This window comes from Rhizobium sp. PDO1-076 (genome assembly GCF_000247475.1).
Lineage (GTDB): Bacteria > Pseudomonadota > Alphaproteobacteria > Rhizobiales > Rhizobiaceae > Allorhizobium.
In genome coordinates this window covers 1-11,341 of record NZ_AHZC01000046.1, presented here as the reverse complement: position 1 = coordinate 11,341, position 11,341 = coordinate 1, and the positions used below count along the sequence as shown (strand labels likewise).

Sequence of the window (11,341 nt, the reverse complement as noted above, 5' to 3'; positions counted from 1 at the left end):
ATATTGAGCATGTCCCCGAAAACACGCACATTCCCGACGACGTTGTCGCACTGATTGTTGGCAGTCGCTTACCTGTGCTCTTTGTGGAAGGAGACGGAGGAAGTCTGGACATAGCGCTCTACCGTCGAGTCTTCGAAGGTTTCACTGTGATTCCGGTAGGCAGCTGCGATCAGGTGATCCATACCGTCGCTAGCTTTGCAAACCGCAAAGAACTTCATCGGGTGGGATGCGCGGGCATCATCGATAGCGATGGACGATCCGTTCAGGAGAGCGAATACCTGGCTCAGAAATCCGTCTACACTTTGCCTGTCTCAGAAGTAGAAAATATGCTGCTGCTGCCGACAGTTTTTAAGGAACTGGCGATGGCACTCGCGTTCGATGAAGCTGAGGCAAACCAAAAGCTGAATGATCTTAGGGCGCGAGTGATTAGCCTCGCATCCAGTGAGATTGATCGAATAAGCCTCGACTACACGAGACGTCGGATCGACTCGATGGTGAAGAGGATAGGTCTTACAGCGACCGATATCCAAACGCTGGAGACAGATTTCCGTAACGCAACTTCAGCGGTTGACCCCCAAACAATCTTCGAGAACATGCAGGTTCAGCTAACAAACGCCGTCGCTAACGGCGACTATGCAACCATTTTGCGCCACTACGATAACAAGGGCCTTCTGGCTGAAGCTGCGAAGCTGCTGGGACACCAAAAGAAGTCGCTGGAAGAGTTCATTGGACGAACATTGCGCGGTAAGAGCCAGCCAGCACTGCTGGCAGCGTTAGTAGACCTGTTGCCGACGCCTATCCCGCGCCCATAGAGTCGTAGCCTGAGGAGATATTTGCGTCTTGGCCCAGCTCAACGCTTCTGTCCGCGAGCATAGGGACTCGCCGTCTGTCGGTCGCGAACTCTAGGCGTCTCCAACCCTACCCAAACAACCGCTCATCCTTCTCCGTAAAGAACGCCTCGACGCTCTGCGGCGCCACATCCTCCAGCCGTGCCGGTGACCATTTCGGATTGCGGTCCTTGTCGATGATCGCAGCCCTTATGCCCTCATAGAAATCGGGCACTTTCACCACCTGCAGCGTGCCGGCGAATTCGCGTTCGAGGCAGGTTTCGAGGTCTTTCGAGCGACGGGCCTCGCGCAGCATCCTGAGTGTTACCTTGAGGCTGGTCGGCGATTTGGCTCGCATGGCGGCCAGGGTTCTGGTGACGAGGGTTTTGGCGGCGAGTTCGGAGGTTTCGCGTTCCAGGGCGGCGACAATCTCCTCTACCGTGTCGAATGAAAAGCAGCGGTCGATCAGTTGTCGCCCTTCGCAGAAGGGGCCGGTCGGGCCGTCCACGGTAAAGTCCCGGATGGTCGAGGCAATGGTCTGGCCGAGCGCTGGCAGCGGCAACTTGGCGAGTTTGCCGAGAAGCTCAGCGATCCGGTCGTGCGGCACGAACCAGTCGGCGAAACCGGCGCTGATCGCGTCGGCGCCGTTGATCGCCTCGCCGGTCAGGCCCATCCAGGTGCCGAGTTCGCCGGGCGCGCGCGACAGGAGCCACGATGCGCCAATGTCGGGGAAGAAGCCTATGCCGGTTTCCGGCATGGCGAGCTTTGTCGTTTCGGTGACGATGCGGTGGCTGCCATGGCTGGACACGCCAACGCCGCCGCCCATGGTGATGCCGTCCATCACGACGATATAGGGCTTTGCGGAGCGGGCGATGCGGGCGTTCAGCCGGTATTCGGCCCTGAGGAAGGCGGACGCCTTGCCATCACCGGCCTTGCCGCTCTCGTAGAACATGCGGATGTCGCCGCCGGCGCAAAGCCCGCGTTCGCCTTCGCCGGTGACCAGAACCGCGGCCACCTGCGGATCGGTCTCGAAGGCATTGAGAGCCTTGCCGAAATCCACCACCATCTCGTGGGAAAGGCTGTTGAGCACCCGTGGACGGTTGAGCGCGATCAGGCCGAGCGCGCCTTTCCTCGCCGTCAGGATCTCATTGCCCTGATAGTTCGCCTCCAGAAAACGCATGCCATCCTCCCTTGTCTTTCCAGAGAGTTAGATATGCGTCGTCGCTGAAGAGCAAGTGCGTCTATGGTTGCGTTTATCCGACGAGGTGGCGCGGGGTGCCGGCGACAAACAGCTCGATGTTGTCGATCAACTGGTCGGCCAGCGTCTGGATCGCCTCGCGGCTCGCCCAGGCGACATGCGGTGTCAGGATCACATTGTCGCGAGAGGCAATGCGCATCATCGGGCTGCCGGTTGCCGGCGGCTCGCCATCGGTGACATCAAAGCCGGCGCCGGCGATCTGGCCCTTGTCGAGGGCCAGTTCCAGCGCCAGCTCATCGACCAGTCCGCCACGGCCGGTGTTGATGATCAGCGGCTTCTTCTCCATCAGGGCGAATTCGCGCGCGCCGATGATGCCGCGTGTTTCGGCATTGAGCGGGCAATGCAGGGTGATGGCGTCGGCGCGCCGCATCACCTCGTCGAAGGCGGTTTGCCCCGGCTTCAGTTCATCCGAACCGCGGCGGCCGGCGACGAGCACCGTCATGCCGAATGCCTCGGCAATGCGGCCGACGGATTGGCCCAACGTGCCGTGGCCGATGATGCCGAGCGTCGAGGCGCCGAGATCGGCGATCGGATGGTCGAAGAAGCAGAATTGCGCCGCCTCCTGCCAGCGACCGTCCAGAACCGACTGGCGATAGGGGATGATCGACCGGCGCAGCGCAAGCAGCAGCGCGAAGGTGTGTTCCGGCACCGTGTGTTTGGCGTAGTTGCGGATGTTGCAGACCGATACGCCCTTTGCCTTGGCGGCGGCAAGATCGATGATGTCGGTGCCGGTGGCTGAAACCGCGATCAGTTTCAGGCGGCTGGCCGAGGCCAAGGCATCGGCGCGCACCGGGGCCTTGTTGGTGATGACGATATCGGCATCCCTGATCCGCTCGGCCACCTGATCGGCGCTGGTGCGATCATGGACGATCAATTCATGCGGGAAACCTGGCGCGCGAACCACGGTTTCCGGAGAGAGCGTGTGGCGGTCGAGAAAGACGATGCGGATCATGGTGGAACCCTTGTGGCGATGCGGCGCGCGGTCTTGGCACGTTTGCCTCAGTGATAGTCGGGGATGCCCGGCATGGTGATGAAACCATCGAGCTTGCGGAAGCGACGCAGCCAGCGGCGCAGGGCCGGAAATTCGTCATGATCGAGGCCGAAATCACGCGACAGGGCAAAGCTTGCGATGAGCGCGACATCGGCAATCGTCGGCTGCTCGGCAATGACGAATTCGAAGCCGCGGATCTGTTGCAACGTCATGTGGTCATCGATGATACGCAGGGCACGGCGCGCATCGGATATCGTCTGGGGTTTCGCCCCGCCCGGTTTGAACAGCGCCTGTTGCCGGGCGACCACTGCGGCGAACAGCTGGTGCCCGGCAAAGCCCAGCCATTGCTGAAGCAAACCATAGCGCGCCGGGTCCAATGGCAGCCACTGGCCAGACGGGTCATGGGCACGCGCGAGATAGGCCAGAATCGCCTCGGTTCCTGAAAGCGTAAGGTCGCCATCCGACAGGATCGGTAGGGTGCCTGCCGGATTGATCGCCAGCATATGCGGCTGTTCCTGCTCGCGACCCGGCTGCATGTCGACGGCAATGGTCTGGTATTTGAGGCCGAGCAGGGAGAGCAGCAGGCGGACGCGGTAACAGCTGTCATCGAGATCGTAGTTGTAAAGGGTGAGCGAAGACATCAGGCGACCCTGGCGAAAGAGTGTTCAAGTGCAAAGCGAAGCCCGGTCGCCCAGGTCGCCAGCCGTGCACGGGTCTGGTTGTCGGCAGATGCCGAAACGAGAATGTGCAGCGCCGTCCTGTCGGGGGTCAACGGCTGAAACGCGATGACGAGCATGCTGCCCGCTGCCGTGCGCTGCAGGCAGAGGGGGGAGAGTGTCGTGAGTTCGGCGGGTTCCATGTCCGGCGGGCTGGCCTCTGCCAGATGATCGCGACAAAGATCGAGCGGGGCATCGACATAGAGGCTGCGGACGGAAAGCAGATCCTCCGGCAGGTCGGGCATGGTCGTGTGATCCTTGTCTGGCGACATGGCGGTCCAGATCAGGCCACCCGCCTCTGCCACGGCAAAGGTCGGGACCTTGATTGTCTTGGGGACATCCAGATCCGGATGGGCCGGAATAAGCCGACATTGGCCGGCGCTGTCGTAGCGCCAGCCGTGATAGAGGCAGGCAATCTGATCGCCGCGCACGAAGCCGAAACTCAGACGCATGCCGCGATGCGGACAGCGATCTTCCCAGACATGGGCCTTGCCCCCGTCATCGCGCCAGACGACATATTCCGCGCCGTCAATCTTCGTGCCGGCGGACGTGCCGGGCTCGATCGATGTCGACAGGGCGACGGGAACCCAAAGGGTGGTGTCGGTCATCTGCAAAATCTCCGGATCAACCCTGCGGGTGATCGCTGCGTTCGATATCAAGAATGATGCAATCGTAAGGGCCGAGGCTGACGGCCATTTCAAAGGCATCGATCAGCGCATCCGGTCCGCGCACCGTCAGCATGCAGGCTTGGGTGTCGCAGATGCCGATGGTAAGCGCCAGGTCGAGCCTCGCTGCCCGATGGCGGGCGAATTCCAGGAAACTCTCGGACATCAGGCTGCCGCGAAAAATGAATTCGCAGGAGATGCCTGTGTTTTTGCGGCCGCTCGCCTGGGGAATGTTGTTGCCTGCCAATTGTGCTCGCTCTATTTTCGAGCAATCTAGCGGTGGGTTGCGACGGGGTTCAAGCGGAAATTCAGCGCACCCCCAGATGAAGGATCAGGACATGGCGGCAGGCGAAATCGATCGGGCATCGCTTGACCAGTGGTACGTGATCGACACCGAGGCGGTCATTCCGGTCGGGCGCTCGTCAAACCGACTTCTGGGAACGGACCTCATCGTCGTGAAAGAGCAGAATGGCGCGGTCGCGGTGTTTGCCGAAGGCCGCGAAGGCGCCTTGCCGCTGCGCCACCGCTTCGGTTTTCTCTGGACGACGCTCGGCGTGCCGGAGCGTGAAATCTTTGCGTTGCCGGAAGCCGACGAGCCGGATCGTCGCTATGTGGCCTGCGGCGTGGTGACGGTGAAGGCGTCGGGGCTGAGAATCGTCGAGAACTTTCTCGACATGGCGCATTTTCCCTTTGTGCATACGGATGTTCTCGGCGCCGAGCCCTATACCGAGGTCGAGCAATATGACGTCGAGATCCGTCGCGACGCCGACGAGGTCTGGGCGACGAACTGCAAGTTCTTCCAGCCGCAGGCGGCGCTGTCGGCGACCGATGGCATCACCACACAATACATGTACCGGGTGATGACGCCGTTCACCACGATCCTCTACAAGACCTGCCCGAACTCCGACACGCGCTGGGATGTGATCGGGCTGTTCGTGCAGCCGCTCGATCCAGACCGTTGCCGGGCGCATCCGATCATGTATCTGATCGACGATGTCTCGACGACGACGGAACTGGTGCATTTCCAGCAACTGATCTTCCTGCAGGACAGGATCATCCTGGAAAACCAGCGGCCGGTGCTGCTGCCGCTCGAACCGCGCAAGGAAATCCCGACGCGGGCGGATGCGTCGTCGATTGCCTACAGGCGCTGGCTGAAGGAAAAGGGCGTCACCTACGGCGCAACGACAGCCGCGTAGGCAATAAAAAAAACCCGGAGGCGGTTGCCTCCGGGCTTCTTCAACTCATGACCTCGTCGGGTCTCAGTTCTTGCTCATCCAGTCGTCGATCTCGCGATCGGCTTCTTCCTGGGTCTTGCCATAGGCTGCCTGGATCTTGCCGGACAGTTCCTTGCGCTTGCCGGCGACCACGTCGAGATCATCGCCCGTGAGCTTGCCCCACTGGGTCTGGGCCTTGCCCTTGAACTGTTCCCAATTGCCTTCAACCTGATTCCAATTCATCGGAAGTCTCCCGTGTCTTGTGTTTGATGAGAGGCTCATGCCCTCGGCATCTACAACGTGCCTGTCTTGCCGAAGTTCCCGTTCCGGCTGGCAAAGAAAGAGCACGGCGCGAGGGAACCCAAACGGCCTTGCCGCGTTGTCATGACGAACTTGAGATCATTGTGAACGCTTACGGAGGCTCCGAACATGGCGCTATCGACCACCAGCAAACGAAAGATCGAAGACACGGCAAACGATATTGCCGATCGTATTGAAGCGCTTGCTTCGACCGATGCGTCCGCCACGCCCGCCGACATCCAGGTTGAGCTCGACAACCTTCGTCGTGACCTGGCGTCGTTGACCAAGACGGTCGCGTCCTTCGGCAGCGGCAAGATCCGGGAAGCCGGAACCATGGCAAGCCAGTTGGGCGCAGATGCCGCCGAAACCTCGACGCAGTATGTCGAAGCGGCGCGCGATACGCTGGTCGGCGTCGAGCAGGATCTGAAAGCCCAGGTTCAGGCCAACCCGTTCCAGTCGCTGGCGATCGCGGCGGGCGTTGGCTATATCTTCGCCTTGCTCAGCCGGCGCTGATCATGCTGCAATTGATGCAACACCTCGGTGTTCTGGCCTTCGGCAAGGTGCGGCCGACGGCCAGGCGCGTGGCGCGGTCCCTGATCGGGGCCGTGGTGGCGGGCATTTTCGGACTGACCACCTATATCGCGTTGTTTCTGGCGCTCGGTATCTATCTGTCGCGGGAATATGATCCGGTGACGGCCGCCTTGATCATTGCGGCTGTGACGGCGGTGGCTGCGGTTGTCGTGATCGGCGTGGTCTCCGCTCTTAATCGGCGCTCGGAGCGACGCCTTCTGGCGCGTCAACGGGCAGCGCGGGCTCGATTGCCGGATCCGGTCACGCTGCAGATCCTCGCGGGTCTGCCGACGATGATGCGCGGCAAATCCTTGTTTGCCACATTGGCCATAGCGGCGGTGGTGTTTGCCATGGCGAAAAGCCAGGGGACGGGCTCGACAAGATCGGATGACGATTGAGCGTGACGATTGAATATTCTGGCGAGATGGCCGGTCACGAGATAGCCGGTCATCTGGCCAGCGACATATCTGGTCCGGAAACACGTCCGGGCTGGTATTTCCGGTCTCAACTTGTCATCCGGTGCCGAAGCGACAAGGGCGGATCAGTAAGGAAAGCCGTTATTTCTTCGCTTTGAGCTCGGCTTCGTGCAGGCGTTCGAGCAGGTCGATCAAATGCGATGGGGTGCCTTCATCGATGATGGTGTCGTAATATCCGCGCAGTTTCGAGGCAATCAATGCGTTGGAATTCTGGCCCTTGGTGTCGGCAGCTTTGCTTTTTTCGGGCTTGTCTTTTGGGCTCTTGGCCATCTTTGTCCAATTCCGTCAGTTCATTAGGCGGGAGCGAATAGCCTGATAACCTTTTTGATGCAAAAAAGTTCCGCTGCGATGGAACTATTTTTTACGCCGAACGTTTTCAGCCGTGTCCGCACCCGTATTTTCATATGCGATTGGAGAAATGCATGTCCCTTACTGCCCGCGTCGCCGTTCACCTTCCCTATCTGAGGCGATATGCACGCGCCGTTACCGGTTCTCAGACCTCAGGCGATGCCTATGTCGCTGCCGTCCTGGAAGCGCTGATTGCCGATATCTCGATTTTCCCCGATACCGGCGATGATCGGGTGGCGCTGTATCACCTGTTTGTGTCGATCTATGATTCAACCAAGGTCGAGCTGCCGCCGATCACCTCTCCTTTCGCATGGGAAAAGCGCGCGGCTGCCAATCTCGCGGCCGTTCCCACCCGTGCACGCCACGCCTTCCTGCTGGTTACGGTCGAGGGCTTCACAACCGCCGAAGCATCGGCCGTTCTCGGCGTCAGCGAAGGCGAGTTCAACACATTCTTCAATGAAGCGTCCGCCGAGATTTCTCGCCAGGTCGCAACCGACATCATGATCATCGAGGACGAACCGCTGATCGCGCTCGACATCGAGCAGATGGTGGAAGATCTCGGCCACCGCGTGACGGGCATCGCCCGGACGCACAGCGAAGCGGTCGAGCTTTACAAGCGCACCAGCCCGAAGATGGTGCTGGCGGACATCCAGCTTGCCGACGGCAGTTCCGGCATCGACGCGGTGAACGATATCCTGAAGGTGGACACCATTCCGGTGATCTTCATCACGGCTTTCCCAGAGCGTCTGTTGACCGGCGAGCGGCCGGAGCCTGCCTTCCTGGTCACGAAGCCATTCAATCCGGACATGGTCAAGGCGCTCATCAGCCAGGCCCTGTTCTTCAACGAGCAGGTCGCTGAACAGGCGTAAGGCGCGGATAAATGCAATAAAGACAAGGGCTTGGGATCGCGTGCCGGCGCATGGAGCGCTGGCGCTGATCCGAAGGGCCGAGCAACGGCGGAGCAGGACAGTTGGTACATCGATTGACATGGTTTGAGCCTCAGCGCGGCGAAGAGCAATTGCGCGAGTTCTTCATAACCGCTCTTATCGATATGGGTGCCAGCCTGATCCTGCAGGACGAAGATGGTACCTATGTCTGCATCACCGCCCTTCCGCCGCAATGGCGTCTGGAAGCCGGGGCGCGGCCAACGGACGAATCCATCTTCGGACCGGAAATCGGCCAACGGCTGACCGAGATCAAGTCGACCCTGGTCAAGGCGGGCGACCGGGCCGACCTCGAGATCGAAGCCGGCGACGACAGCTTTTTCGAGTTTCGCTGTAGGCTGGTCGAGATGACCGACGCCAAGCTTCACCTGATCACCGTGGTGATCGACCGAACCGAGGATCGCCGTCGCGAGCGTCTGCTGAGGGCCTTGCTGCGCGAAGTCAGTCATCGGTCAAAGAACCTGCTGGCGATCATCCAGAGCATCGCCTCGCAAACCGCCCGCTATGCCGGCACGCTGGATATGTTTCTCGGCAAATTCCGCGGCCGCTTGCATGCGCTGTCGCAGTCGCAGGATCTGATCACCGACAGCAGTTGGCGCGGTGCTTATTTCCGCGACCTGCTGAAGCAGCAGGTGGATCGCTATGTTCAGGAAAATGCGGATCTGGTGCATGTTTCGGGCGACGATGTGCTGCTCACGCCGAATGCTTCGCTGCATATCGGGCTTGCCCTGCATGAACTGGTCGTCAACGCGGTCAGCCATGGCGATTTCCTGCAGCGGCGCCGGCCGATCGAGGTCACCTGCACGCGGTTGGACACGCCGCAAGGTCCGATGGTCCGCATCCTCTGGGTGGAGCCCTTCGGCATCGCGGATGCCGATGATATCAAGGCGGTCAAGACCAACAGGTTTGGCAGTACCGTTCTTGAGCGCGTGGTGCCGTCTTCCGTCAATGGGACGGCACAGCACGAGTTCGGCCAGGCGGAAATCCGTTACGAGCTGACCTTCCCGCTTGAGATCTTCGATTAGTTGCGATGAACTCTTCCGGGTTCCGCCTTCCAAACCCTCCAGACCATGGTGATTGATCATGCGCCTGTTCAGTTGCTCGAACTGTTCAAACGTCGTCCATTTCGAGAACAACGGCTGTGTCACATGTGGCTCGCGCCTGGCCTTCAGGCCGAGCGCGCTGGACATGGTGGCCCTGCGGCCGGACGGCAGCGCCATACTTGCCGATTCCGCCGAACCAGGCTGGGCGGCGCATCCCTGTGCCAATGCCGATATCGGCGGCTGCAACTGGCTGGTCGACGACAATGACGTCTCGGGCTTCTGTGTCGCCTGCCGACACAATGTGACCATTCCGGATATCTCCATCCCCCAGAACATCGCCAACTGGCAGAAGATCGAGCTCGCCAAGCGCAACCTGTTCTATTCGCTGCTGCGCTTCGATCTGCCAATGACGACCCGCGGCGAAAATCCCGCGCAGGGGCTCGGTTTCAAGTTTCTTGCCGACGAGGTCGTCGCAACCGAAGAGGGGCCTGTTCTGACCGGCCATGAGGACGGTTTGATCACGCTTAACATCGCCGAGGCTTCGGATGTCGAGCGCGAAGCCCGCCGAGTTGCCTTGGGCGAGCCGTTCCGCACCCTGCTTGGCCATTTCCGCCATGAAGTCGGACACTATTACTGGAATGTGCTGGTGCGCGATCGTGGCGAATATGATGCGTTTCGCGCGGTGTTTGGCGACGAGAGGGTCGACTATGGCGAAGCCCTCAAGCGACACTATGCCGAAGGGCCAATGATCGGCTGGGAACTCAGCTATATTACCGCCTATGCGGCAAGCCACCCTTGGGAGGATTTTGCCGAAACGTTCGCGCATTACTTCCATATCGTCGATGCGCTCGACACCGCCGATGCGTTCGGGCTCAGAACCAATCCGGAAGCCGACACGGATGTATCGGGGCTGACGTTGAGCAAGACCTTCGACAGCTATCGCAGCGGCAGCTCGGAAGCGCTGATCCGTGCCTGGGTACCGCTGACGCTGGCGATCAACAGCATCAACCGCAGCATGGGCCAGCACGATCTCTATCCCTTCATCCTGTCCGAGCCGGTCTTCGAAAAGCTCAAATATATTCATCAGTTGATCCGCTCCGGCCGGATGTCCTGAACACCAGGCCGAAGTTGAATTGCTTAACAGCCCCGGAACTTCGAGGGTTTTCCCGCGTTAACATTTAAATAACGCGGAGATCAGTGATGAACACCCTGGCTGCTTTGATGGTAATCGTTGCTTGCCACTCGCAAGACACTTCGTGTCTTGAAGAGCCAGTCGCCGTTATTTCCTATGAAACCGGTCAGGCCTGTCGAACTGCGCTGCCGCAGCAGATGCGGCAGGCTGAGCGTCTTGCCGGCATTGTCTACGGTGACTGCATTCCCGTCGACGCCGAGCTTGTCGCGGGGCGAGACATTCACCGTTCGATCGATCCGGCCAAGCTTGCAAGCCTCGATAGACGCGCGGACGCTTCATCGGTCGAGGCTCAGGCGATGATGCCGCAGGTCCCCAGGCGTATTCCGGTCCCGCTTGACCGGTTCCAGGAGATCAAATGACAGACCCGATCCGAAATCGCGAATATCCGCCAGACCCGGCAGTCGACCGTCAGACCCTCGATATGGCGCAAGAGGCCGGTCTCGATGCCGACCTGGGTGCCAAGGTGCCGCCGCTATACGGCGCGTTTACGGTTTCCGTCATGGTCGCTATCCTGGTCGCCATGCTTGCCGGGTTGGCCTGGATCATTCTGTAGGTTGTTCTGAACCAAGTAAAAAAGGGGCCCTGCATTGTGCAAGGCCCCTTTTGTCGCCTTCGTTCCTGATCTTATGCCTGTCGAAACAGGCGCATCGCAAGCGAGATCAGGAAGAGGATGATGAATATCGCAAAGAGGATCTTGGCGATCCCGGCGGATGCGCCGGCAATGCCACCGAAGCCGAGAACACCGGCGATCAATGCGACGACGAGGAAGACGAGAGCGTAGTATAGCATGATGTTTC

The 11,341-nt window shown here is 60.1% G+C and carries 17 protein-coding genes; 9 read left to right on the top strand and 8 right to left on the bottom strand.

Going from position 1 to position 11,341, the window contains the following annotated elements; genetic code table 11:
- Positions 1-812, top strand: an 812-nt coding sequence (locus PDO_RS04265) for a DUF4435 domain-containing protein (protein WP_007598275.1), incomplete at its 5' end; no start/stop codon positions are given.
- Between the two features lie 106 nt (positions 813-918).
- On the opposite strand, the gene PDO_RS04260 is transcribed toward PDO_RS04265, so the two are convergent.
- From PDO_RS04260 to PDO_RS04240, 5 genes are all read right to left on the bottom strand, one after another.
- A complete protein-coding gene (locus PDO_RS04260; RefSeq protein ID WP_007598272.1) occupies positions 919-2,007 on the bottom strand; it encodes an enoyl-CoA hydratase/isomerase family protein in 1,089 nt (362 codons plus the stop codon).
- Between the two features lie 73 nt (positions 2,008-2,080).
- The gene (locus tag PDO_RS04255) at positions 2,081-3,037 is read right to left on the bottom strand and encodes a D-2-hydroxyacid dehydrogenase (RefSeq protein WP_007598271.1); all 957 of its coding nucleotides are present in this window, start codon (positions 3,035-3,037) and stop codon (positions 2,081-2,083) included.
- Between the two features lie 47 nt (positions 3,038-3,084).
- A complete protein-coding gene (locus tag PDO_RS04250; RefSeq protein ID WP_007598269.1) occupies positions 3,085-3,717 on the bottom strand; it encodes a glutathione S-transferase family protein in 633 nt (210 codons plus the stop codon).
- Entirely contained in the window at positions 3,717-4,400 is a 684-nt protein-coding gene (locus PDO_RS04245) for a Rieske (2Fe-2S) protein (RefSeq protein ID WP_007598268.1), read from the bottom strand. Before PDO_RS04245 ends, PDO_RS04250 begins: the two co-directional genes overlap by 1 nt.
- A gap of 16 nt (positions 4,401-4,416) precedes the next feature.
- On the bottom strand, positions 4,417-4,623 hold the full coding sequence (locus tag PDO_RS04240; protein WP_244426340.1) for a hypothetical protein: 207 nt from the start codon (positions 4,621-4,623) through the stop codon (positions 4,417-4,419).
- A 172-nt stretch (positions 4,624-4,795) separates the two neighbouring features.
- On the opposite strand from PDO_RS04240, the gene PDO_RS04235 reads away from it, so the two are divergent.
- Complete coding sequence (locus PDO_RS04235) at positions 4,796-5,653, top strand: aromatic ring-hydroxylating oxygenase subunit alpha (RefSeq protein ID WP_007598266.1); 858 nt, start codon at positions 4,796-4,798, stop codon at positions 5,651-5,653.
- A gap of 63 nt (positions 5,654-5,716) precedes the next feature.
- On the opposite strand, the gene PDO_RS04230 is transcribed toward PDO_RS04235, so the two are convergent.
- On the bottom strand, positions 5,717-5,914 hold the full coding sequence (locus tag PDO_RS04230) for a CsbD family protein (protein WP_007598265.1): 198 nt from the start codon (positions 5,912-5,914) through the stop codon (positions 5,717-5,719).
- A gap of 186 nt (positions 5,915-6,100) precedes the next feature.
- Between PDO_RS04230 and PDO_RS04225 the strand changes: the two genes are divergently transcribed.
- Together PDO_RS04225 and PDO_RS04220 are read left to right on the top strand one after the other, a co-directional pair.
- Complete coding sequence (locus tag PDO_RS04225; RefSeq protein WP_007598264.1) at positions 6,101-6,484, top strand: DUF883 family protein; 384 nt, start codon at positions 6,101-6,103, stop codon at positions 6,482-6,484.
- Between the two features lie 2 nt (positions 6,485-6,486).
- Positions 6,487-6,939: a hypothetical protein gene (locus tag PDO_RS04220; RefSeq protein WP_007598263.1), complete on the top strand. Its 453-nt coding sequence runs from the start codon at positions 6,487-6,489 to the stop codon at positions 6,937-6,939.
- Between the two features lie 159 nt (positions 6,940-7,098).
- On the opposite strand, the gene PDO_RS04215 is transcribed toward PDO_RS04220, so the two are convergent.
- On the bottom strand, positions 7,099-7,287 hold the full coding sequence (locus tag PDO_RS04215) for a NepR family anti-sigma factor (RefSeq protein WP_007598260.1): 189 nt from the start codon (positions 7,285-7,287) through the stop codon (positions 7,099-7,101).
- Positions 7,288-7,439: 152 nt separating this feature from the next.
- Between PDO_RS04215 and PDO_RS04210 the strand changes: the two genes are divergently transcribed.
- The 5 genes from PDO_RS04210 (at position 7,440) to PDO_RS04190 (ending at position 11,097) form a co-directional block, all read left to right on the top strand.
- A complete protein-coding gene (locus tag PDO_RS04210) occupies positions 7,440-8,234 on the top strand; it encodes a response regulator (RefSeq protein ID WP_007598258.1) in 795 nt (264 codons plus the stop codon).
- A gap of 113 nt (positions 8,235-8,347) precedes the next feature.
- Positions 8,348-9,334, top strand: coding sequence for a sensor histidine kinase (locus PDO_RS04205; protein WP_141649813.1), 987 nt, complete (start codon positions 8,348-8,350; stop codon positions 9,332-9,334).
- A gap of 58 nt (positions 9,335-9,392) precedes the next feature.
- Positions 9,393-10,466, top strand: coding sequence for a zinc-binding metallopeptidase family protein (locus PDO_RS04200; protein ID WP_007598254.1), 1,074 nt, complete (start codon positions 9,393-9,395; stop codon positions 10,464-10,466).
- Between the two features lie 86 nt (positions 10,467-10,552).
- Entirely contained in the window at positions 10,553-10,903 is a 351-nt protein-coding gene (locus PDO_RS04195; protein WP_007598252.1) for a hypothetical protein, read from the top strand.
- Positions 10,900-11,097, top strand: coding sequence for a hypothetical protein (locus tag PDO_RS04190; RefSeq protein WP_007598250.1), 198 nt, complete (start codon positions 10,900-10,902; stop codon positions 11,095-11,097). Before PDO_RS04195 ends, PDO_RS04190 begins: the two co-directional genes overlap by 4 nt.
- A 71-nt stretch (positions 11,098-11,168) precedes the next feature.
- On the opposite strand, the gene PDO_RS26920 is transcribed toward PDO_RS04190, so the two are convergent.
- Entirely contained in the window at positions 11,169-11,333 is a 165-nt protein-coding gene (locus PDO_RS26920; protein ID WP_037072617.1) for a DUF1328 domain-containing protein, read from the bottom strand.
- Positions 11,334-11,341 lie beyond the last annotated feature (8 nt).

Coding starts and splice junctions, on each gene's coding strand:
- PDO_RS04260 (WP_007598272.1), bottom strand. CDS start 2,007: ATGCGTTTTCTGGAGGCGAACTATCAGGGCAATGAGATCCTGACGGCG.
- PDO_RS04255 (WP_007598271.1), bottom strand. CDS start 3,037: ATGATCCGCATCGTCTTTCTCGACCGCCACACGCTCTCTCCGGAAACC.
- PDO_RS04250 (WP_007598269.1), bottom strand. CDS start 3,717: ATGTCTTCGCTCACCCTTTACAACTACGATCTCGATGACAGCTGTTAC.
- PDO_RS04245 (WP_007598268.1), bottom strand. CDS start 4,400: ATGACCGACACCACCCTTTGGGTTCCCGTCGCCCTGTCGACATCGATC.
- PDO_RS04240 (WP_244426340.1), bottom strand. CDS start 4,623: ATGTCCGAGAGTTTCCTGGAATTCGCCCGCCATCGGGCAGCGAGGCTC.
- PDO_RS04235 (WP_007598266.1), top strand. CDS start 4,796: ATGGCGGCAGGCGAAATCGATCGGGCATCGCTTGACCAGTGGTACGTG.
- PDO_RS04230 (WP_007598265.1), bottom strand. CDS start 5,914: ATGAATTGGAATCAGGTTGAAGGCAATTGGGAACAGTTCAAGGGCAAG.
- PDO_RS04225 (WP_007598264.1), top strand. CDS start 6,101: ATGGCGCTATCGACCACCAGCAAACGAAAGATCGAAGACACGGCAAAC.
- PDO_RS04220 (WP_007598263.1), top strand. CDS start 6,487: ATGCTGCAATTGATGCAACACCTCGGTGTTCTGGCCTTCGGCAAGGTG.
- PDO_RS04215 (WP_007598260.1), bottom strand. CDS start 7,287: ATGGCCAAGAGCCCAAAAGACAAGCCCGAAAAAAGCAAAGCTGCCGAC.
- PDO_RS04210 (WP_007598258.1), top strand. CDS start 7,440: ATGTCCCTTACTGCCCGCGTCGCCGTTCACCTTCCCTATCTGAGGCGA.
- PDO_RS04200 (WP_007598254.1), top strand. CDS start 9,393: ATGCGCCTGTTCAGTTGCTCGAACTGTTCAAACGTCGTCCATTTCGAG.
- PDO_RS04195 (WP_007598252.1), top strand. CDS start 10,553: ATGAACACCCTGGCTGCTTTGATGGTAATCGTTGCTTGCCACTCGCAA.
- PDO_RS04190 (WP_007598250.1), top strand. CDS start 10,900: ATGACAGACCCGATCCGAAATCGCGAATATCCGCCAGACCCGGCAGTC.
- PDO_RS26920 (WP_037072617.1), bottom strand. CDS start 11,333: ATGCTATACTACGCTCTCGTCTTCCTCGTCGTCGCATTGATCGCCGGT.